General features: G+C 67.2%; 22 protein-coding genes. 10 read left to right on the top strand and 12 right to left on the bottom strand.

Translation table 11 applies throughout. The features are described from left to right. Positions 1–136: 136 nt before the first annotated feature. The 4 genes from BHD05_RS13465 to BHD05_RS13480 are packed head-to-tail and all read right to left on the bottom strand — an operon-like array spanning position 137 to position 3924. A complete protein-coding gene (locus BHD05_RS13465) occupies positions 137–1192 on the bottom strand; it encodes a 2,3-butanediol dehydrogenase (RefSeq protein ID WP_161886880.1) in 1056 nt (351 codons plus the stop codon). A gap of 42 nt (positions 1193–1234) precedes the next feature. After that, entirely contained in the window at positions 1235–2161 is a 927-nt protein-coding gene (locus BHD05_RS13470) for an alpha/beta hydrolase fold domain-containing protein (protein ID WP_161886881.1), read from the bottom strand. A 21-nt stretch (positions 2162–2182) separates the two neighbouring features. Beyond that, complete coding sequence (locus tag BHD05_RS13475; RefSeq protein ID WP_161886882.1) at positions 2183–2812, bottom strand: MBL fold metallo-hydrolase; 630 nt, start codon at positions 2810–2812, stop codon at positions 2183–2185. Next, complete coding sequence (locus BHD05_RS13480; RefSeq protein WP_161886883.1) at positions 2809–3924, bottom strand: S-(hydroxymethyl)mycothiol dehydrogenase; 1116 nt, start codon at positions 3922–3924, stop codon at positions 2809–2811. The genes BHD05_RS13475 and BHD05_RS13480 overlap by 4 nt, the downstream gene beginning before the upstream one ends. Before the next feature lie 208 nt (positions 3925–4132). On the opposite strand from BHD05_RS13480, the gene BHD05_RS13485 reads away from it, so the two are divergent. Then, positions 4133–4432 carry a hypothetical protein gene (locus BHD05_RS13485; RefSeq protein ID WP_161886884.1) on the top strand — a complete coding sequence of 100 codons (300 nt, stop codon included), beginning with the start codon at positions 4133–4135 and terminating at the stop codon, positions 4430–4432. 10 nt (positions 4433–4442) lie between these two features. Here the strand turns inward: BHD05_RS13485 and BHD05_RS13490 are convergent, their stop codons facing one another. Next, positions 4443–5222, bottom strand: a complete 780-nt coding sequence (locus BHD05_RS13490) for a nuclease-related domain-containing protein (RefSeq protein WP_161886885.1) — start codon at positions 5220–5222, stop codon at positions 4443–4445. 147 nt (positions 5223–5369) lie between these two features. Beyond that, on the bottom strand, positions 5370–6425 hold the full coding sequence (locus BHD05_RS13495) for a zinc-dependent alcohol dehydrogenase family protein (protein ID WP_161886886.1): 1056 nt from the start codon (positions 6423–6425) through the stop codon (positions 5370–5372). 116 nt (positions 6426–6541) lie between these two features. Between BHD05_RS13495 and BHD05_RS13500 the strand changes: the two genes are divergently transcribed. Both BHD05_RS13500 and BHD05_RS13505 read left to right on the top strand, forming a co-directional pair. After that, positions 6542–7315 carry a lysophospholipid acyltransferase family protein gene (locus BHD05_RS13500; RefSeq protein WP_236966551.1) on the top strand — a complete coding sequence of 258 codons (774 nt, stop codon included), beginning with the start codon at positions 6542–6544 and terminating at the stop codon, positions 7313–7315. A 119-nt stretch (positions 7316–7434) separates the two neighbouring features. Next, positions 7435–8547, top strand: a complete 1113-nt coding sequence (locus BHD05_RS13505) for a baeRF11 domain-containing protein (RefSeq protein ID WP_161886888.1) — start codon at positions 7435–7437, stop codon at positions 8545–8547. A gap of 25 nt (positions 8548–8572) precedes the next feature. Here the strand turns inward: BHD05_RS13505 and BHD05_RS13510 are convergent, their stop codons facing one another. Genes BHD05_RS13510 through BHD05_RS13520 form a run of 3 tightly spaced genes read right to left on the bottom strand, consistent with a single transcriptional unit; the run spans position 8573 to position 13156 of the window. Beyond that, positions 8573–10606 carry a glycosyl hydrolase gene (locus tag BHD05_RS13510; protein WP_161886889.1) on the bottom strand — a complete coding sequence of 678 codons (2034 nt, stop codon included), beginning with the start codon at positions 10604–10606 and terminating at the stop codon, positions 8573–8575. Between the two features lie 25 nt (positions 10607–10631). After that, positions 10632–11363, bottom strand: coding sequence for an efflux RND transporter periplasmic adaptor subunit (locus tag BHD05_RS13515; protein ID WP_161886890.1), 732 nt, complete (start codon positions 11361–11363; stop codon positions 10632–10634). Then, positions 11360–13156 (bottom strand): glycosyltransferase family 2 protein, encoded by a 1797-nt coding sequence (locus tag BHD05_RS13520; RefSeq protein ID WP_161886891.1) that lies wholly within the window; start codon positions 13154–13156, stop codon positions 11360–11362. Before BHD05_RS13520 ends, BHD05_RS13515 begins: the two co-directional genes overlap by 4 nt. A 401-nt stretch (positions 13157–13557) precedes the next feature. Here BHD05_RS13520 and BHD05_RS13525 point away from each other — a divergent pair, with 401 nt between their 5' ends. From BHD05_RS13525 to BHD05_RS13550, 6 genes are all read left to right on the top strand, one after another. Further along, on the top strand, positions 13558–14739 hold the full coding sequence (locus tag BHD05_RS13525) for a MarP family serine protease (RefSeq protein WP_161886892.1): 1182 nt from the start codon (positions 13558–13560) through the stop codon (positions 14737–14739). 45 nt (positions 14740–14784) lie between these two features. Next, positions 14785–15483 carry a TetR/AcrR family transcriptional regulator gene (locus tag BHD05_RS13530; RefSeq protein ID WP_161886893.1) on the top strand — a complete coding sequence of 233 codons (699 nt, stop codon included), beginning with the start codon at positions 14785–14787 and terminating at the stop codon, positions 15481–15483. After that, a complete protein-coding gene (locus tag BHD05_RS13535; RefSeq protein ID WP_161886894.1) occupies positions 15467–16414 on the top strand; it encodes an ABC transporter ATP-binding protein in 948 nt (315 codons plus the stop codon). Before BHD05_RS13530 ends, BHD05_RS13535 begins: the two co-directional genes overlap by 17 nt. Beyond that, complete coding sequence (locus BHD05_RS13540; protein WP_161886895.1) at positions 16404–17207, top strand: ABC transporter permease subunit; 804 nt, start codon at positions 16404–16406, stop codon at positions 17205–17207. The genes BHD05_RS13535 and BHD05_RS13540 overlap by 11 nt, the downstream gene beginning before the upstream one ends. A gap of 159 nt (positions 17208–17366) precedes the next feature. Then, positions 17367–17939, top strand: a complete 573-nt coding sequence (locus tag BHD05_RS13545) for a hypothetical protein (RefSeq protein WP_161886896.1) — start codon at positions 17367–17369, stop codon at positions 17937–17939. Continuing rightward, on the top strand, positions 17927–18730 hold the full coding sequence (locus BHD05_RS13550) for an SDR family NAD(P)-dependent oxidoreductase (RefSeq protein ID WP_236966552.1): 804 nt from the start codon (positions 17927–17929) through the stop codon (positions 18728–18730). The genes BHD05_RS13545 and BHD05_RS13550 overlap by 13 nt, the downstream gene beginning before the upstream one ends. A gap of 50 nt (positions 18731–18780) precedes the next feature. On the opposite strand, the gene BHD05_RS13555 is transcribed toward BHD05_RS13550, so the two are convergent. Both BHD05_RS13555 and BHD05_RS13560 read right to left on the bottom strand, forming a co-directional pair. Further along, on the bottom strand, positions 18781–19875 hold the full coding sequence (locus tag BHD05_RS13555; protein WP_161887556.1) for an LLM class flavin-dependent oxidoreductase: 1095 nt from the start codon (positions 19873–19875) through the stop codon (positions 18781–18783). 50 nt (positions 19876–19925) lie between these two features. Further along, a complete protein-coding gene (locus tag BHD05_RS13560; RefSeq protein ID WP_161886897.1) occupies positions 19926–20111 on the bottom strand; it encodes a hypothetical protein in 186 nt (61 codons plus the stop codon). Positions 20112–20175: 64 nt separating this feature from the next. Here BHD05_RS13560 and BHD05_RS13565 point away from each other — a divergent pair, with 64 nt between their 5' ends. After that, the gene (locus tag BHD05_RS13565; RefSeq protein WP_236966553.1) at positions 20176–20907 is read left to right on the top strand and encodes an RNase H family protein; all 732 of its coding nucleotides are present in this window, start codon (positions 20176–20178) and stop codon (positions 20905–20907) included. Here BHD05_RS13565 and BHD05_RS13570 read toward each other — a convergent pair whose 3' ends face one another. Beyond that, positions 20908–21348 (bottom strand): SRPBCC family protein, encoded by a 441-nt coding sequence (locus BHD05_RS13570; RefSeq protein ID WP_161886898.1) that lies wholly within the window; start codon positions 21346–21348, stop codon positions 20908–20910. Position 21349 lies beyond the last annotated feature (1 nt).

The following is a 21349-nucleotide window of genomic DNA, read 5'->3' on the forward strand; positions in this document are numbered from 1 at the left end:
CTACCTTTCGTCGGTGGGGCATCAGATCGAACTGGACAGTCTGCTGCACTCCGACGCTCGACTGCAAACTGAATCGCAATCTCGGATGGTTTACACACGTGCGGGGCGCGGTGATCGCCCCGCACGCGTACACCGGTTACGGGTGAACGAGGATCTTCACCTGCGTGTCGTTGTGGTTGATCAGCGTGTCGAATCCCTTGCTGACGAGGTCCTCGAGGGCGATCTTGCCGGTGATGAACGGTGCCAGGTCGACCTTGCCCTCCTGAACCAGCTTGATCGTCGCCGGGTGGTCGTTGGCGTAGGCGATGGTGCCGCGCAGGTCGATTTCCTTCAGCACAAGCTTCTGCATGTCGACGGAGGCCGGGTGACCCCAGATCGACACGTTGACGATCACCCCGCCGGGCCGAACCGCGTCGAGCAGGGTGTCGAGCACAACATTCACGCTCGAGCACTCGAAGCCGATGTCGACGCCGGCGCCGCCCGTGAGCTCGCGGACCTTCGCCGCGACATCCACTTCGCTCGGGTCGAGAACGTGGTCGGCGACCCCGGTGCTTGTCGCCTTCTCCTTGCGCGCCTGGCTGAGCTCGGAGATGAAGACGGTGAGCCCCTCCGCCTTGAGCACCGCGGCGAGGAGGAGGCCGATCGGGCCCGCTCCGCCGATGAGGGCGGTGTCGCCGGCCTTCGCTCCGCTGCGCACGAACGCGTGGTGTCCGACGGAGAGGGGCTCGATGAGCGCGGCGACGTCGAGTGGGATGTCGCCGATCGGGTGCACCCATCGGCGCTCGACGACCACCTTCTCGCTGAGCCCGCCGCCGTAGCCGCCGAGGCCGATGAAGTTCATGTTCTCTGAGAGCTGGTAGCTCTCGCCGGGTCCCGTGGAGACGTCGGGGCCGACAATGTAGGGCTCGACCACAACATTCTGTCCGACCTCGAGGTCGGTCACGCCCTCGCCGAGGGCGGTAATGGTGCCCGAGAACTCGTGCCCCATGGTGACGGGGGCCTCCTCGCCGGAGATGGGGTGCGGATGCCCCGGCGCGGGGATGAAGATGGGTCCGTCGAGGTACTCGTGGAGGTCGGTGCCGCAGATGCCGCACCAGGCCACGTCGATCGCAACGGTGCCGGGGCGGAGCTTCGGGGCATCGATCTGCTCGATGCGGATGTCGTTCTTGGCGTAGTAGCGAGCGGCTTTCATGGGGATCTCATTCCTGTAGAGGCCGTGAACGCGGCCACAATCTCAGGCTACGCCTGCTCCTCGATCCTGAACATCGACCCTGCGCAGTGCATCCGTGATCACCCGGCGTGCCTCGCGCGCCTCGGGAATCGGCAGCAGCGGGTACACGTGCAGCATCTCGGGTGCCTCGTGGTAGTCGAGCGGGTGTCCGGATGCCGCCGCGAGGCGCACGAGCCGCGCGGCGTCCGCATTGACGATATCGCGGGTGCCGCTGAGCAGGGTGATCGCACCGAGCCCGGCGAGGCTGCCGTTGATGGGGCTGACCATTGGGTCGTCTTCGGCGAGCTCACCGCGGTAGAGACGGCCCGCCGCGTGTGTTCCCGGCACGGCGAGCCAGGGGTCGCGCGGCGCGATGACCGCGAGCTGGGGATCGGTTCCGCTGATGTCGAGCCACGGCGAGATGAGGACCAGACGCGGCGCGCCCCGCTTTTCGTCGCGGAGCCGCATCGCGACAGCCAGGCCCATGCCCCCGCCAGCGGAGTCGCCCACAATCGTCGTGTTCTCAGCGCCGACCTCAGCGATGAGCGCCGCAGCGAGCTCCGTCGCAGCCGGCACGATCCTTGCTGCGGTGTCTGCTGGGGCCAGCGGGAAGATCGGCACCGTGATCCGTGCGCCGGATGAGACGGCGAGGTCGGCGATGAGCGACCAGTGCTGGGCGGCGATTTCGAAGACGTAGGCGCCGCCGTGCAGGTAGAGCGCGCGACGGTGCACGGATGCGCCGCGCGGGGCGACCTCGTATACCGGCCATCCGCCGACGGTGCGCACCGTGATGTCGACTCGACGGGAGAGCCTCCCGGGAGGCGCCCAGCTGCGGGGACGAAGCTGCAACTCGGCGACCCGCGCGAGTGTCGCTTCTGCGGTGCTGAACTGCTTCTTCGACCCCCGCAGGGTCAGGGCGAGCGGCATCAACCTGCTGATGAGACTTGGCATCGTGTGCGGCGCGGGCTAGGGCTAGTGCCCGCGCGCGATCCATTCCGCGAGGTGGGGGGCCTCGGCGCCGATCGAGGTCGAGTCGCCGTGTCCGGCGAGCACGACGGTCTCTGCTGGCAGGACGAGCAGGCGTGACTGGATCGACTCGATGATTAATCCGAAGTCGCTGTGCGACCGCCCGGTTGCGCCGGGACCGCCGTTGAAGAGGGTGTCACCGGAGAACAGCGTGTGCTCGCTCGCCAGGTAGTAGCAGGTCGACCCGGGCGAGTGCCCCGGAGTCGCGAGCGCGGTGATCGTCGCCCCCGCGATCTCGAAAGTGTCACCATCGCCGACCTCCCCCTCGGGCGCGATCCCGGGATACACCTCGTCCCAGAGCATCCGGTCGGCGGGATTGAGGTAGATCGGCGCGTCCACCTGGTCGGCGAATTCGCGGACCGCGCGGATGTGGTCGTCATGCGCGTGCGTCAGAAGGACTCCGATGACCTCGCGGTCGCCGACAGCGACCGCCACGGCCTTCGCGTCGTGCGCGGGGTCGATCACAACCACCTCGTCGTCGTCGCCGACGATCCACACGTTGTTGTCCACCTCCCAGGTGCCACCGTCCAGGGAGAACGTGCCGGAGGTCACGAGGTTCTCGATGCGCGGGCTCATGAGAGCCCGGCCGTGATCTCGACGTCGGAAATCTCCACGACGGAGCGCAGCACGAGCCCCTGGTGCATTCTCTCGAACGCCTCCTCGATGTCGCCGAGCCCGATGCGCTCGGAGACGAACGCGTCGAGGTCGAGGTTGCCCTGCTTGTAGTGGCTCACGAGCATCGGAAAGTCGCGCGAGGGGAGGCAGTCGCCGTACCAGGACGACTTGACGGCCCCGCCGCGGCCGAAGACGTCCAGAAGCGGCAGCTCGATCGTCATGTCGGGCGACGGCACGCCGACGAGCACCACGGTTCCGGCGAGGTCGCGCGCGTAGAACGCCTGACTGAAGGTCTCGGGCCGGCCGACGGCGTCGATGACGACATTCGCGCCGTTGCCCTCGGTGAGGGCGCGGATCGCCTCGACCGGCTCCTCGTCGCGGGAATTGACACCGTGGGTCGCGCCGAGCGAGACGGCGAGGTCGACCTTGCGCTGGTCGATGTCGACGGCGATGATCGTGGTCGCGCCGGCGAGCTTCGCGCCGACGATCGCGGCGATGCCGACCCCGCCACAGCCGATGACGGCCACGGAATCGCCGAGGCCGACGCTGCCCGTGTTGATCGCGGCGCCGATGCCGGCCATGACGCCGCATCCGAGCAGCCCCACTGCGGCGGGGTCGACATCCTCGTCCACCTTTGTGCACTGGCCTGCCGCGACAAGGGTCTTCTCGGCGAAGGCACCAATGCCGAGCGCCGGCGAGAGCTCCGTGCCGTCCTCGAGCGTCATCTTCTGGGTCGCATTGAAGGTGTTGAAGCAGTACTGCGCCTCACCGCGGCGACACGCCCGGCACTGCCCGCAGACCGCGCGCCAGTTCAGGATGACGCGGTCCCCCGGCACGACGTTCGTCACACCGTCTCCGACCGCCGCAACGACTCCCGTGGCCTCGTGCCCGAGCAGGAACGGGTAGTCGTCGTTGATGGCGCCCTGCTTGTAATGCAAATCGGTGTGGCAGACCCCGCAGGTGAGGATGTCGACGAGCGCCTCCCCCGGTCCGGGGTCAGGCACGAGAATCGTCTCGAGCGAAACGGGGGCATTCTTGCTCCTGACGACGACCGCCTGAACCCTGTGCACCATCTGTGTGGACCGTTCCTCTCGTTGTGCTGCCGACCGGTTGTGCTCTCCCCATCAGATCACAGTCGGCTGATGGATCGGGTGCACCTCGATCGGGCACGCAATTCGACTCACTGTCACGGCTGTGCAACATTCAATCGACTAATGCTCGACATGGGACTAGCGTGACGAATGCTGGCCCAGACCCCGCCAGCGCGTTCGGGAGAGATTCGTGGCAGAGCACACCCAGGAGCATCCGATCATCACCCCGACGCCGCACCGTCGACCCGTGCTCCGGATGACGCCCGAGTTCCTCTCCTTCGCCGCGGCCCTGCTCGGAATTGTCGCTGCCGCCAAGTCCGCCATCCCGACGATCAGCCTCGGGGGGCTCGTGCCCGCTGTCCTTGCGCTCGCTGCGGGCATCACCGCGATGAAGCTCAAAACCACCCGGCCCGGCTTCGCGATCGCGGGAGTCACCCTCGGAGCACTCGCCGCCGTGGTTGCGATCTCGATGAGCACGTCCGCCGGCTGATCCCGCGCGACTACCTCAGGGACAACGCGTCCAGAATCGCCGCACCAGCGACACCGAGCGCGCCGAGTACCGCGACCAGGGCGAGCACAATCCAGCCTCGCGCGCGGGACCGAGCTGCATCGACCTCCGAGCGAAGCAGCGTGAAGTCGGACTCGGGGCTCTCGGCCTGCTCGTCGACGAGTGGGCAATCGCGCCAGGTCGCGCGGCTCCCCGCAGCGGCGGCGATACGCGCGACGGCAGCGTCCGAGTGAACCATCGGCCGGCCGAGGAGCCAGGAGGACACCTCGCCCGACTCGAGCACTGCCACCGACGAGGGGCGACGAGAGGTCGACGCGGGATCGATGACGACTATGACCGGGCGCACCTCGACGACTTCCCCGAGCGCCTTGCCCAGCGACGCGGCAGCACGCTCCGCCTCGTCACGCGCGACGCGAATATGGTCGGTGGGGCTGCCATCCACGCGCAGCGTGCCTCCGAGCACGTGCACTCGCTGCCCGCTCAGGTTCCTCGTCGTGATCGCGTAAATGCCTCCGGGACCGATTGCCAGGTGGTCGACTTCGCTCGTGCTCGAACTGAGCGGAACGGCGTGAAGCACCGTCCAGGCGGCGCCCAGCATGCCGAACTCTCCAACCACCTCCATCTCGCCCAGACCACCGCGATACCAGCTGCGCACATCCGGATTCAGGGGGGACTGGCCGAAAACCCGTGCCGCAGCGCCCCGATCACCCGCCGCGGACTGCCGCCGTACGAATTCGCGCGTGAGCGTGTACGAAGGGATTCGCTCCCTCATGGGCGGGTCACTGCGCACCGCCGGAGAATCCGGCCGCGTGTTTCGCCCATAGTGTGTCCCCGCCGTCCACGTCCCCGGGCTGTGATTTGCCCGGGGATAGAGTATGCGAGATTATCTCGGCGGATTAGCCCCCGAACGGGGAGTCACTCACGCATTGAGAATGACCTTCAACGCCTTCGTCTCCGCGGCGCGCCCGAACACGTCGTAGGCCTCGATGATGTCCCCGAGTTCGAAGGTGTGGCTCACGAAGTTCTCGGCCACGATCTTCTTCTGCGCGACGAGCTTCAGCAGAATATCGAGCGTGTCGGTGTTGACGAGGCCCATGCTGATGTTGATGTTCGAGATCCACAGGTCCTGCAGCGGGAAGTCGACCGACTTGCCGTGCACCCCGACGTTCGCCACGGCGCCGGCCGGACGCACGATATCGAGGCACATGGTGAAGGTCTGCGGAATACCGACGGCCTCGATCGCGACGTCGACCCCGAGTCCGTCGGTCATCGCGAATACCTGGTCCTTCCAGTCGGCGTCACTCGAGACGACCGTGTCGGTGGCACCGAACTTCCTCGCCTGCTCGACCCGGTTGGCGTCGAGGTCGATTGCGATGATCCGCGAGGGGCCGTAGAGACCGGCAGTGGCGATCGCAGCGAGCCCGACCGGGCCAGCGCCGACGACCGCGACAACGTCGCCGGCCTTGACCCTGCCGTATTTCACGCCGATCTCGTGCCCGGTCGGCAGGATGTCCGAGAGCACCGTTCCCTGCTGGGGGGTGACGTTCTCGGGAAGCGGGTAGACCGACGTCTCGGCGAAGGGAACGCGCACGAATTCGGCCTGCGTACCGTCGATGAGATGGCCGAAGATCCAGCCGATGCCGGATGCCCCCTCGTCGGCGAGGCAGTGCGAGTAGACCCCCATCTTGCAGTAGCTGCAGTGTCCGCAGGCGGAGACGCAGGAGAGGATGACCTGGTCGCCCACCTTGAGGCTCGTGACGGCGGCCCCGAGTTCGGTGATGGTGCCCACGCCCTCGTGGCCGAGGATCCGGCCCACCTCGACAGCCGGAACATCCCCCTTGAGGATGTGCAGGTCGGTGCCACAGATGGTCGTCGTGTCGATCTTCACGATGACGTCCGTCGGCTGCAGGATCGTCGGGTTGGGAACCTCTTCCCATGATTTCTGGCCTGGACCTTTGTAGACGAGCGCCTTCATGGAGTTCCTTTTCGATAGATGGGAATAGTTCAACTCAGTTGACCATATTTGCGCCGCAACCCGCGCGGCTAGAGCCTTACGGCCCGAGGCTCAGCAACCGGTTCTACGATGGGCAGGTGAGACGTCGCCCACCCGAAGCCATCTACGACACCGCCATCGTCCTCGGGCGCGCTCTGTTCGGATTCTGGCGCCTTCGGCGCTCGGCGACGGGACTCGCGAACCTCCCGGACTCGGGGGGAGCGGTCATCGCGATGACCCACTTCGGCTACCTCGAATTCGCCCTCGTCGAGTGGGCGACCTGGATGCACAACAAGCGCCGCATCCGCTTCATGGCCAAGCGAGCGGTCTTCGACAAGCCCGTGCTGGGCTCCGTACTGCGAGGAATGCGCCACATCTCGGTGGACATGACGGCCGGCGCCTCGGCGTACGCCGAGGCTGTCACCGCCCTGCGCAATGGCGAACTCATCGGGGTCTTCCCCGAGGCCGGCGTCAACTCCTCGTTCACGGTGCGCGAGCTCAAGACGGGTGCGGTGCGCCTCGCGGCAGAGGCTGGAGTGCCGATCATCCCCGTCGCGATCTGGGGCGGCCACCGCTTGCTCACCAAGAACCACAAGGTTGGGTTTCGCGAGCGCTTCGGTGTTCTCGTGACCTACGCCTTCGGTCCTCCGATGACTGCCTCAGCGAGCGACGACGTGCGTAAGCGCACCAACGCACTGCGTGACGAGCTTCAGGGTTTGGTCGATCAGCTCCAGACGGGATATCCGGTCGACGGTAGCGACCAGTGGTGGCATCCGCGTCACCTCGGCGGAACCGCTCCGACGCCCGAGGAAGCCGCGGCGGCTGACGAGGAACGGCGACGACGACGCGAACAGGCAGCAAGCGGCGGCTGACGCCCCACAGCTCACACCCCGGCTGGCTTCCCGCGGGTCGTCGGACCCTTTCGGCCACTCACGGCTCGGCGTACCCTCGAAGTGACCCGTCGCCGCCGCAGAACTAAGGAGCCACGTCAATGCAACCGGTACTGCCCACCCAAACCGATCTCCGCGAACTCACCAGTCACCGCGACGAGGCGTGCATCTCGATCTACCTTCGCTCGTCACCGATACCGAGGGAAAGCGACGAATCGAGGATTGCGCTCAAGGGAGCCGTCGCGCACGCGGAGCGAGAGCTGAAGGAGAAGGGGATGGATCCCGAGCAGCTGCGCGAGATCATCGGACCGCTCGAAGACCTCGACGATGATCCGGCGTTCTGGACCGACCAGACCCGCGGCTTCGCCATCTTCGCCGCGCCGGGGTTCCTGAGGGTCTTCCGACTCGTCAACGACCTGCGCAACCACCTCGCGGTCGGCGACCGATTCGACATCGGCATGCTGCTGAGGGCCGTGTCGTTCAGCCACGAGGCCTTCGTGCTCTCCCTCACCGAGGGCACGATTGAGCTCTACGCCCTCACGAGCAACCAGCCGGTGCGGCACCTCGAACTGCAGCTGCCGGATGATGTGCACAGCGTGCTCGAGTACACGACAAGCGAGGACGACGCCCCAATGCCGCGCGCCCAGGGCGCCAGGGGAGAGAAGACAGAGCAGCGCAAGTACTGCCGTATCGCGCAGGATGCCGTGCTCGACGCGATCGGCGACAGCACGATTCCGCTAATCCTCGCCGCAAGCATCGACCTCGAGCCGGCCTATCGCGCCGTCAACCACTACCGGCATCTCGCTGAACAGGGCGTCGGGGCGAACCCGGAGTCGCTCAGCCTTGTCGATCTCACTGAGCGCGCCCGCGCGATTCTGGATGACCTTCACGCCGCGGACCTCACCTCGTGGTGGGAGCACTTCGAACTCGAACGGTCGCGAGACAAGGCCACCGCCGACCTCGGTCACGTGGCCAGGGCTGCGACGGCGGCCGCGATCGACGAGCTGGTCTTCGACATGGACTCCACCCTCGAGGGATCGATCGACGAGGCCGGCGCGCTCCAGGTCGCACAGGGCGCGTCCGCCGACACCTACGGCATCGTCGACGAGATCGCGGCGCGGGTGCTTCGCGCTGGAGGAACGGCGCGCGCAGTGAGGTCCGACGACATGCCGGCTGGATCCCCGGTCGCCGCGGTGCTGCGCTACCCCTACTGACCGCCGCGCCTGCGGGCGCCCCTTTCTACGGAACAGCCTCCACCATGAGCCACGCCATCATGTAGGCGCGACTGTTGCCGTCGTCGATCCGCTCGTCGCTCAGCGTCGGCGCGATGTCGAGAGCCGCCGCCGCGGCATCCGGCCCCTCGAGAGCGGAGTACATGAGCAGGTAGTCGCCGAACAGCACGTCGAACCCGTCGGGCGCGGAATCCTCGAGGTTCGCGCGCACCCGATCGGGGTCGACCCCGAGGTAGCCGGACACCGGGCTGATGGGCAGCACGACGATGCCGAGCATCGCGCTCGGCTCGGCGCTGAACCAGGTGGCATAGTCGCGCTTGCCGCCCCAGACAAGGGAGGTGATGGTGTGGTCGAACCCCTCGTAGAGCGGGTCGTCGAGAGGGAAGTCGGTCCAGTAGGCGCGCGCCGAGTCCGCCTCGGCCGACAGCATCCAGGTCGCCGCCGTGAGGAGGGCCGGCTGGTCGCTCGCGGTCGCCCAGAGGGCCAAGCCGTTCCAGGCCGTCACCGCCTCGGAGCTTGATTCCTGGTTGTTGCCGTCGCCGAATGGCGAGGTGCCGCTCGCCCAGGAATGGCTTCCGTAGGCGTCGAACACCCGCAGCTCGGGGAAATAGCTGCTCTCGCCCGACGTAGCAAGGTCCGCCGCGAGGAGGTTCATCACCGGAGCCCACTCCTCGGCGAGGCGCGGGTCGTCAGCCGCGACAACACCGGCTGCGTAGAGAAAGTAGCCGTAGTGAAAGTGGTGGTCGTTGAACTCCTCGGAGCCGAACGACGTCATGAGCCCGACGATCCCCTTCCCCTCGGCGTCGTAGACGAAGCACTGCACGTCGCGCACCTCGCAACCGCCCGGCTCCATCCACTCACCGATCTGCGTGACGAGACGGTCTTTGAGCTCGTCGGCCGCATCGTCAGCGCCGACCTGACGAGCGACGCTCATGAGGTTCGCGGAACGGTAGAGCGACTTGCCACCGAAGTAGGTGTCCTCGGCGAACGGTAGGGATGACTCCACATCCTCCGCGACCTGATCGGCCAGCGCGGCTCGCCGCTCGTCGTCCAGCCCCGAGAGGTCGAGCTGGCCAGACGGCTCGAGCAGCGGCGCCGCCCACTGGAGAGTGTCGCCAACACACAACCGCATCTCGCCGTAGACGCTGGGATAGCTTCCCTCCGCACAGTCGCTTCCGCCGACGAGCGCGCCGTGCTGGTGCGGCAGGGCGGCGAAAAGGGTCTCGCCGTCGCCCTCCGTCTCGTAGCGGATGCTCGTGGTGACGCGCTCGGCGTCGACGGTGTAGGCGAGGCTCGTGCCGGTGATCGGATGCCTCGCCGCCTCGGCGAAATCGGCGAGATCGGCGCCGTCGGCGACCGCGAACCAGCTGGCGTGCTGGTCGCCGTCGAGCTTCAGCGTCGTGCCCGTGTCGGACAGCGACCCCTCACTGACGAGGCCATAGGTCGTGCCGTCGATCTCCGCGGTCCACAGCCCCTCGGACCTATCCGGCGTGAACGCCGTGCGCAGCTGAACGTCCACCGCCTCCGAAGCCGTGAAGTGCACAAAGGGCGACCCCTGGGCGATCACCGTTGTGCCCAGTTCGGTGTCGCCGTCAAACTGCGAGATCGTGACTGAAGCGGTGTCGTAGGCGGTGACCCGGTGCGAGTCCGCGCCGATGTCTGCTCCAACGTGCCCGACGAACCCGCCCATGATCACCTTGGGTGCCGTGGTCACGTTCGGCACGCCGAGTTCGAACCCGCCGCCGGTCAGCTGGAACGACAGCGGGAGCGGAAACACCGGCATCGAGTCCTCGCCGAAGACGAGGCCCGAGAACCAGCGGTTGGTCGGGGAGAGCAATCCCTCGGCCAGACGCGCCTCGGGAAGTTGCGCGACAGTCCGCTCCGGGACGGCGGCGACGAGGGGCGCGACAGCGGAATCGGGGAAGAGCTCGCCGCCGGACGCCCCCTCCCCCACGGGTCCGCGCTCGTCATCCGCACCACCGAATGAGCACCCGGTCACGGCGAGCAGCAGCGCGAGCGCCGCAGCGGCGGGCGAGAGCATCCGGGCACACCTCCGGGCACACACGTCAGAGCCCGATCCTGCGCAGGAAGTCGAAGAGCCCGTCGCCGACGCCGGCGAGGGGCCCGTCGTCGCGCAGCGAGAGTCTCGCCGTGACGGGGGTACCGCGGGAGATCAGATCGTTGAACGCGCCATCCTCGAGTTCGTCGCTGTCAATTCGCACGGAGGTCTCGGCCTCCCCCGCCGTCGTCGTCACCTCGATCGAGGTCACGACGCCGTCGACGAGCGCCTGGTTCGGCAGCGCGATCTCGACCACCGCGCCATCCTCGATTCGTGCGTAGTCCCGGCTCGAGAGCACGTAGTCGGCGGCGACGAACAGAGAGCCGACCTGGTCGATAGTGGCGAGCACCTGGCCGGCCTGTACGAATGAGCCACGCTCAGTCGAAATCCCTGACACCGTGCCGTCGACCGCCGCCGTGAGGGTGACGATACCCTCCGGCGTGACCGTGTACGCGATGGTGTCGGGCTGGATGAGCCCCTCGGCGAGGTCGGCCTGAAGCGACGGACTCTGCACGATGAAGAGCCGGTCGCCCGCCGCCACAGCATCGCCGTCGTCGACGAACCGTTTGACCAGGGTGCCTCCGTAGTCGGTCCCAACCGGGTAGCGGTCAGCTTCAATGGAGGCCGAGGCGCTCGTCACTTGCGCCTGGCGCTGGTTAAAGACCACTGTGAGGGCGGCGACGATGACGACGACTCCGATGAGTCCGAAGAAGAGTTTGAAGCGATTTTTCCACGTCATGAGGTGAGTGCCGCCTTTCGGGGAGAGCGAGCGGTGCGGGGAGATTCTGCGGTGACGCGCCGGGCCTTGCTGTTCTGCCGCTGCCTGCTCGACTCGCGCATGGCGGCGACGACGAAGCTTCCGAGGATGAAGGTGTTCGTGACGTTCCACGCCATCGCGAGCGTCGGGACTCCGTTTCCGAGATCGCGCCAGATGGCGACGACGGAGGTGAGCAGCAGGAACACGAAGAACAGAACCTGGGGAATCATGAAGTTGAAGGGAGAGCTGGCCTTCGACTTGTCGCCGGTGGCACTCCAGCGCTGCTCCTTTCCGACGAGCACGTTCACGAGCGCGGCGACATAGATCGGGAAGGATGCCGCCGCGAGCATCAGCGTCTCCCATCGGAACGAACCCATCGTGTAAAACGCCAGCAGAATCTGTACCAAGTAGAAGCCCGCGTAGAACAGCACCCAGGTGAGGACCGTGGTCTGCAGGTCGACCGGACGCAAGTCAAAGAAGATTTCGAGCGGCGGCACCAGCAACAGGAGCAGCGGGCTGATCCCGGTGAGGTAGAAGGATGCCGTCACGAGGTACTGGAGTCGTTGGTCGAGGGTCAGTTTGCGTTTCGGGCTCAGCGGGTTGTGCCTGAGCAGGATCTCGAACCCACCGGTCGCCCAACGCAGCTGCTGCTTCGTGTAGGCCTCGACGGTGTCGGGGGCAGCACCGATAGCGAGCGTCATAGGGATGAAGATCGTGCGCCAACCGCGCTCGTGCAGCATGAGCGACGTCCAGACGTCCTCGGACTTCGAGTCGGTGTAGATACCGCCGATATCGTTGATCGCCGTGCGCCGGAAAACCACATTGGTGCCGACGCAGAATGCGGCATTGAAGCGGTTCCGCCCCGGCTGGATGAACCGGTAGAAGACCGCCTGCATATAGCCGGCGCCGCGCGAGATCACGTTGTGCAGGTTGCCGTAGGTCTGGGGCGTCTGCACGAACGCGACATGCTCGTCCGAGAAGAACGGAACCGTCTCGACGAGGAACTCCTCGGAGGGCACGAAGTCGGCATCGAAGATTGCGAAGTAGTCGACGCTGCTCAGCGAGAGGGCGTGGTTGACGTTCCCGGCCTTGGCCCCACCGGAGCTGAGGCGCCGAACGTAGCGGGCTCCGAGTTCACTGGCGAGGTCGCGCACGTCGTCGGAATGGCCGTCGTCGAGAATCCAGGTGGTGTGTTCGCCGCGAATTCTGAGGGCTGCATCGACGGTGCGCCGGATCACGTCGATGTCTTCGCCGTAGGTCGTGATGAAGACATCGACGAAGATCGGGCGGCCGTCGAGGTAGAGCCGGTCATTCGGCGAACCGACCGCACCCTCGTCGAACAGCGCGCTCTTGGCCTGGTGGAAACCGAACTCGCGCGGGTCGTGCGTGCCGGAGAGGATCGTCCACATCGACAGGAGCGCCTGCACGATGAGGATCATCTCAGCAATGATCACCATCGTGTACGGAAGCCAGTCCCCCCTGCTCTCGGGATTCAGCAGGAAGCTCGCGTAGGCGAGAATCCCGAGAGTCGCGATGAGTACGAGCATCACCAGCGACGGGGACTGGGTGCGCACACCGACACCGGGGTTTCTCGGAGCTCGCGTAGAGCGCTGAAGGGCGGGCGCCCGGGCGGCCTCGGCCGCGGCCAGCCGCCGTGAGAACGCGGCATCCGGGTCGGCCGGCGGGTCGGGGGCCTCCGCAGTGAGCACATCTGTGTCGAAGGGACCCGGCTGGCCGGGGGTGTAGGTGGGCGGGCGAGAGTCCAGGGTCGTCATATCGTCTCTTTCGGGGTGAAGAGCTGATCATGCAGGGCAATTACCAGCAGCGACGGATCGGACGCGCGGGCGCCAATGTGCGACGCGACAGCCGACGGCAGGAGGGTAAGCCAGTTCGTCGGCGGTCAGGTCGCAGCGACGTCGCTGGCATCCACATGCCACGCAGTCGTCGGGAAAACGACCGGTGACGACGGTGAGAAGTGGTTTTTCGGCCGACTAGGGAAGCAGAAGACCGGCTACTCACAGCCGCGGATATTTTTTTACGATACGTCACAGTCGTCGAGATCGGAAGGGGCCCGGTGTCGATTCGGTGAACTCTTCCCAACGGATGCACGTAACCTCGAGGGGGGTGACGGTTCGTTCGATTCGGAGCGCGCCGCCGATCAGACAAGGAACCACGCATGCCGGTACCGGCCCTTCTCGACGTGCTGCTTGTGCTGTTGCTGCTCGTCTTCCTCGTCTACGGCTACCGCTCCGGCCTCGTTCGCAGTCTCAGCGGAATCGTTGGCATGGTCGCCGGGGGAATCGCCGCGTTCTTCGTCGTGCCGCTCCTCGGTGCGTGGGTGCCGTCACCGGAATGGCGCACGCCGGCCACCCTCGCTGCCGCAATCGTCCTCGTCCTCGCCGGGCTGTCACTCGGCGCATCCGTCGGGTACGCCCTGCGCCGTCAAGTGGATCGCATCAAGCTGCGGGTAGTGGATCGCGCCCTCGGGGCCGCGCTCACGACGGTCGCCGCTGCGCTCATCGCCTCGATGCTCGCCTTCACCATCGGCGCCCTCGGCGTGCCGATGCTGACAACGGCGATCGCCTCGTCAACGGTCATCCGCACCATCGACGCGTTGACTCCGACCCAGGTGCGGGGGTTCCTCGCCGAGGTGCGATCCATCGCGGTCGACGAGGGCATCCCGAGCATTGTCGAGGCGTTCCAGGGACCGACCCCCGAGATACCGAATGTCACGACCGACAGCCCCGAGCTTACGGAGGCAGCTCGCTCCGTTGTGCGGATCACCGGCAATGCCTACTCGTGCGGCCAGAACCAGTCCGGCAGCGGTTTCGTCGTCGCTCCGGGACGGGTCGTGACCAACGCGCACGTCGTCGCCGGGGTCACCGTACCCGTCGTCGAGGCGCCGGGCCTCGGCGCCCTGCCCGGACGCGTGGTCTACTTCGACCCCATCGACGACCTCGCCGTCATCGCGGTCGATGCTCTCACAGCCGCCCCGCTCGAGCGAGGCCCCAACCTGGGCGTGGGCACAGCCGCGGTCTCGAGCGGTCATCCGTTCGGCGGGCCGTTCGACTCGGACGCTGCCGAGGTGATCTCGGTCGGGCCCCTGAACGTCGCCGACATCTACGGGAACAACCCGACGTCGCGGCAGGTCTACACACTCGCCTCCGACGTGCAGGTGGGCGAATCGGGCGGCCCGCTCCTGAGCGAATCGGGTGTTCTTGCTGGCGTAATCTTCGCCAAGTCGGCCACAACCGACAAAGTCGGCTACGCGCTGGCCATGGACGAGGTCGAGCCGGTCGCCGTGCTCGCCCCGTCACTCGAGAGCGCGGTTTCGTCCGGGGCCTGCACAACGTCGTAGCCGGGGGCTGGACAGCGACCTGAACAAGCGTTTAGCATGCTGAACATGCGGTCAACCCGGGATCGACCGATCCACCCCGACGACTCCACGACCCGCGCCCGGATCCGCGATGCCGCTGTTCTCCTGTTCGGCCGCAGCGGCTACGACGCGACAAGCCTGCGCGCGATCGCGCAGGCGGCAGGAGTGAGCGCGGGCCTCGTCATCCACCACTTCGGCTCGAAGGAGCAGCTACGCGCCGCGTGCGACGAGCACATCGTCGAGGCGGTGCTCGGCCGAAAAGAGAGCCTGGCCGGCTCGGACCTGGCGGCCACGATGCAGCGCTGGCTCGCCGACGTCGACAGCTATCGGCCAGACCTCGACTACCTCTCCCGCATGATCACAGACGGCTCTGCCGCCGGCGACCGGCTGTTCGACAGCCTCGTCGAACGCACCGAGAAGATGCTCGACGACGGCGAATCGGCTGGGATCATGACCGAATCGAGCGACCAGCGGATGAGGGCGGTTCTCGTCGCCACCTACGGGCTCGTCCCCCTCGTCTTCGAGCGCCACATCGGGCGGGCGCTCGGGGAACCGGGGCTGAGCGAGGGCGCAATCCGCCGCATGACGATCCCCACCCTCGAGCTGTACACCCACGGCCTCTACGCCAGCGAGGCGACACTCGAGGCGGCCAGGCAGGCGCTGGGCAGGTCAGCGCCATCACGCACGAACAACGCACAGGAGGGCGCCGATGGACCACGCGATTGAGACCTCCGGTCTCACCAAGCACTACGGGAGGGTGACCGCCCTGGCTGATGTGTCCCTGCACGTCGACACCGGCTCGGTCTTCGGCGTGATCGGACCGAACGGGGCCGGCAAGACGACCATGATGAGACTGCTCCTCGACATCATCCGACCCAGCGCCGGCAGTGCCCGAGTGCTCGGCCGCTCGCCACGCGAGGGCGCCCAGCGCCTACGCCGCAACATCGGCTTCGTCCCGGGCGATCTGCGACTCGAGGGCCGCGTGACCGGCCGCCAGCTGCTGCGGCACTACGCGCGCATCAGCGGCCCGGTTGCTCCGCGCGCGATCGACACACTCGCCGAACGGCTCGGGCTCGACCTCGGCAAGCAGGTGCGCACCCTCTCGAAGGGCAACAAGCAGAAGCTCGGACTCGTGCAGGCGTTCATGCACGAGCCGGCCCTGCTCGTGCTCGACGAGCCGACGAGCGGGCTCGACCCGCTCGTGCAGCAGGAGTTCCTCGCGATGGTGCGCGAGGCGAAGCAGACCGGGCAGACGGTCTTCCTCAGCTCGCACGTGCTGAGCGAGATCCAGCAGGCCGCCGACTCGGTCGCGATCCTGCGCGAGGGGCGCATCGTCACGATCAGCGATGTCGACTCTCTTCGCCTGACCGCCGTGCGGCGGGTCAGAGTCGGGATCACCGGGTCGACCCCGGATGCCGTGCGCCGGGTGCTCGAGGAGGTGCCGCACCTCAGCGAGCTGACGGTCGGTGACGGCGACGGAGTTCGAGTCACCGCGCGGGTCGAGGGAGAAATCGACCCGTTCGTCAAGGCGATCGGCGTGTTCAGGGTGAGCGATCTCGCGGTCGAGGAGCCCGATCTCGAGGAGTCGGTGCTGCGGCTGTACAGCTCACCCGAGACTCGTCACTCCGGCGGAACAGAGCCGAACGATGTCCGGTGAAGCACTGCCTCTTTTCCGACGCGCGCTCGGCGATTCCTGGCGCTCGCTCGTCGGCTGGAGCCTCGGAGTCACCGCTGCCATCGCACTGTACGTGCCGCTGTTCCCCTCACTCGGCGGCAACCCCGACGTTCAGGAATTGCTCGACAGCCTCCCGCCGGAACTCGTCAACGCGATCGGCTACGACCAGATCACCACTGGGGCCGGCTACACCCAGTCGACCTTCTACGGCCTCATCGGGCTCATGCTGCTGACTATCGCGGCGACCGCGTGGGGCACGGCCGCGATCGCGGGCGACGAGGAGACCGGCTCGCTCGAACTCACTCTCGCCCACGGCGTCAGCCGCACCCAGGTTGTGCTCGAGCGCACCGCGGCGCTCGCGGTCCGGCTCGGCTGGCTGGCACTGCTGAGCGCCCTGATCGTGATCGCCCTCACCGACGGCGCAGGGCTCGGGATCGAGCCGCAGAATGCTCTCGCCGCCGCCGCCGCGATCTTCGCGCTCACGTTCCTGTCCGGATCCCTCGCGATCGCCGTCGGCTGTGTGGCCGGCCGCCGGGTATATGCGACGGCAGCGGGAGCCGGAATCGCGGTTGTCGCGTACGCCCTCAACGCGGTCGCCAATCAGGGCGGGGCGGTCGATTGGCTCCACGCCTGGTCGCCCTATCACTGGGCCTACGCCAACTCCCCGCTCTCGGAGGGCGCCGACTGGGGCGGGCTCGGCTTGCTCCTGGGCCTGTCCGCCGTGTTCCTCGCCATCGGCCTCGCCGCGTTCAGCCGCCGCGACCTCGTCACCTAGCGCCGCGCCGTCTCACCCGACGACCCGACGGGTACGACGACGAGCGGAGGCAGGTTCGACAATTCTCGATCGGGAGGTGTTAACTGGCGACAACGGCAGTCCGTCGTGACCGGCGGCCATCGCGCCTCCGCCCAGCACCGCTTCTCAGGAGTGACCGACGTGAACCACAGCGACAATGCCCCGGCCTCAGGCACCTTCTCCGCCCCAGTGCGTGACCTTGGGATCAGCTCAGAGCCGTTCGAGATCACGGCGGAACTGGTCGCCGCGAACCTCAGCTTCGGCGGAGGCCAACTTCCCGACGAGATGATGAGCGCAGTTGAGAGGATCTGGCTCGACAAGGACTTCACCTGGCCGACGACCCTCGCCGTCACGCGCATCATGCTGTCGGTCGAGCCCTCGCCCGATACCGAGCCGCCGCAAGAGGTCTCGTCGCGCGTCTCCATTCTCGGAACCGGGTGGGTGACCGATCGCCCGGTCTCGCTCACGTGGAACAATGCCTTCGGCTTCCCCAGCGCATCGATCGCGCTTCCGGATGCTCATCCGGACGAGAACGGGTTCTTCGGCATCGAGGTCGTCATGAAAACGACGCCGCGGCGGCACTCCGACTTCGTCTGGGAGCACAACAACCAGCTGGCGCTCGTGGGCCAGCAGATGGACGAGGACGGCCAGCTCGAGCACAGTGCGGTGCAGCGCGCGATTCCGCCGCACGCGATCTGGCAGTGGGCCCGCTAGCCGAGCCGGCGGGCGCATCCGGGCCCATCGCGCTCGTCACCGGGGCGACCGCGGGAATCGGGGCGGAGTTCGCCCGGCAGCTTGCCGCCAGCGGGCACGACCTGGTTCTCGTCGCACGAACCACGCAGCGTCTCGTGCAGGTGGCGGGGACTCTCGCGGCCGATCACGGCGTGCGGGTCGACGTGCTCCCCGCCGACCTGATGACCGCCGACGGCCTCGCCGCGGTCGAGGCCCGCGTGGGCGCATCCGACTCCCCTATCGACGTGCTCGTCAACAACGCCGGATTCGGGCTGCTGCTCCCGTTCGACGAGAACACGGCCCAGGCCGAGACGGGGCACCTCGATCTGCTCGTCGCGGTGCCGATGCGGCTCATGCACGCGGCACTCCAGCAGATGCTGCCGCGCTCCTCCGGCGCGATCATCAATATCGCGAGCGTCGCCGGCTTCACCCCGCGCGGGAGCTACGGGGCCGCGAAGGCCTGGCTGATCAGCTTCAGCCGCTGGGCGAACATTCACTACCGCGCACGCGGCATCACCGTGACCGCGGTGGCTCCCGGATTCGTGCGCACCGAGTTCCACGAGCGGATGGATGTGCGAACGGACACGATTCCGGCGGTGCTCTGGCTCTCACCCGAGCGGGTGGTGAGGATCGCCCTGCGGGACGTGGCGAGGGGCAAGGCGGTAACAGTGCCGACTATCCGGTACAAGCTGATCGTTGCCTTCTCGCGGGTACTGCCCGCGCGGCTCGTCGCCGCGGGGACGCTGCGCCGCCGGCCCTCCGCTGACGCGTAGAGGCGCCCACCCCGCGCAGCCCACACCTCGCCCGGCCCGGCGGGAGCCGACTAAGTTCTGAGGCTCTCGCGCAGCTCGCGAGCGGCGAGCATCGAGGCGTGGGTTGGCGCATCCGGAACGTCGGCCGGCCGGTTCTTCGAAAGTTCCGCCCGCAGCACCGGTACAACCTCGGAGCCGAGAATCTCGAGCTGGTCGAGCACGGTGCCGAGCGGAAGCCCGGCGTGGTCGACGAGGAACAGCTGCCTTTGGTAATCGCCGAAATGCTCGCGCATGCCCGCGTACCTGTCGATGACCTGCTGCGGGCTGCCCACCGTGAGTGGGGTCGACGCGGTGAACTCCTCGAGCGTCGGCCCATGCCCGTAGACGGGGGCGTTGTCGAAGTACGGCCGAAACTGCGTCACGGCATCCTGCGAGACCGCGTTCATGAACACTTGCCCGCCGAGGCCGACGATTGCCTGCTCTGCCCGGCCGTGGCCGTAGTGCTCGTAGCGCTCCCGGTACAGGCCGATGAGCTTCATGTAGTGCTCTTTGGGCCAGAAGATGTTGTTCGCGAAGAAGCCATCGCCGTAATACGCGGCCTGCTCAGCGATCTCGGGGCTGCGGATCGACCCGTGCCAGACGAACGGGGGAACGCCGTCGAGCGGCCGTGGCGTGGACTGGAAGCCCTTCAGCGGAGTACGGAACCGACCCTCCCAGTCGACGACGTCCTCGCGCCACAGCCGGTGCAGCAGGGCGTAGTTCTCGACCGCGAGCGCGATTCCCTCGCGCATGTCCTTGCCGAACCAGGGGTAGACCGGTGCCGTGTTGCCCCGCCCCATCATCAGGTCGACCCGACCGTCGGAGATGTGCTGCAGCATCGCATAGTCCTCCGCGAGCTTCACCGGGTCGTTCGTCGTGATGAGGGTCGTCGCCGTCGACAGGATGATCGACTCCGTCTTCGCAGCGATGTAGCCGAGAATCGTCGTCGGTGACGAGGGGATGAACGGCGGATTGTGGTGCTCGCCGAGGGCGAAGACATCGAGGCCGACCTCTTCGGCCTTCCGCGCGATCGCGAGGATCGCCCTGATGCGCTCGTTCTCGCTCGGGGCCAGGCCGGTCGTGGGGTCGGGCGTGACGTCTCCGACAGTGAAGATCCCGAACTGCATCACGGTCTGCTCCCTGCGAGCGAGTTACCCATGCTAGGCACGCCTGTCCCTCATCCGCGCGGGCTGGACCGGGTGAGCAGCGAGCGGAGGCCGACGAAGACCAGCCCAGCAACGACCAGGACCACGATGACCTTGATCAGGAAGGCGAGCGCGCTGAAGACGAACCCCACGACCCACCACGCGATGACGATCGAGACAATGACTCCGATGACCGTGATGATGGTGGTTTTATTCATCCGTCGAGCTTATCCCCGCCCTAGTGGGAGACTTGGTGCGTCCCGTCTTCGAGAGGCCCTATTCGTGATCACCGCTGCCGCTGACGGCTCCGCACTCGGCAATCCCGGTCCGGCCGGCTGGTCCTGGTACGTCGACGAGTCGTGCTGGGGAGCCGGAGGCTGGCCGCACGCCACCAACAACCAGGGCGAGCTCAAGGCGGTGCTCGAGTTGTTCCGCGCGACAGCACACCTCGACGACGAACTCCTCGTGCTGTGCGACAGCCAATACGTGATCAACTCGGTGACGAAGTGGATGCGCGGGTGGAAGGCGAAGGGCTGGCGCAAGGGCGACGGCAAACCCGTCCTCAACCTCGAGCTGCTCATGGAGATCGATGAGGCGATCGCGGGGCGCAAGTACCGCTTCGAGTGGGTCAAGGGCCACGCGAATCATCCGCTCAACGAGGCGGCCGACTCCCGGGCGCGGGCCGTTGCCGAGGCGTTCCAGCGTGGGTCGCGAATTCCGTCCGGTCCCGGCTGGGTGCGTGCCGGCGATGCGCCGCGCGAACCGCGCCGCGAGGGGCCCAACGGTGCCGCGATCATGGCCGAAGTCGCCGCCGACGTCGCCGCGGATGTCGCGAACAACGTCGCGTCGTTGCCGAGCACGCATCCGCAGCTCTTTTCTTTCGAGGCCGAGCCGGAGCCGGAGCCGGAAACCTCCGTGACCGTGCATCTCAGCACACAGGAGCATGCGCGGCTGCTGGCGCGGGCGAAGACCCGCGGTGTCAGCCCCGAGAAGCTTCTGCGCGACCTGATCTGACTAGCGCCCAGCGCCACCCTCGGCGAGGTAGGCGAGCCGGCGCAGTGTCTCGACGTTGCGGCTGTGGATCAGCACGTCGCGCAGCAGCTTCGGCATCAGGCGCCCCGTGCCCTCGGCGGCATCCTCGACGATCCTCACAATGCATCCATCCCCGCGGGGCTTCACGTCGATCACGACGTCGGCCTCACCGATCGGCCACCCCCTGGCCCGCATTCGCGCGTGGCGGGGCGGGTTCCATTCGGTCATGCTCGTCGTGTCGTCGAGGAGCGCCGGCCAGACGCCGAACGAATGCGCGATTCGAGACCCCGGGGCGGGCCACGCCTCGTCGACAGAGCGGATGCGCGAGGCGCCGACCACCCAGCTGGGATACAGCCAGCCGTCGGCGAGCACCCGGAAGACTGCGTCCGGTGCGCACCGGAGCAATCGGGTAGTGGTGGCCATG

The sequence above is a fragment of the Marisediminicola antarctica genome (assembly GCF_009930795.1).
GTDB classification, from domain to species: domain Bacteria; phylum Actinomycetota; class Actinomycetes; order Actinomycetales; family Microbacteriaceae; genus Marisediminicola; species Marisediminicola antarctica.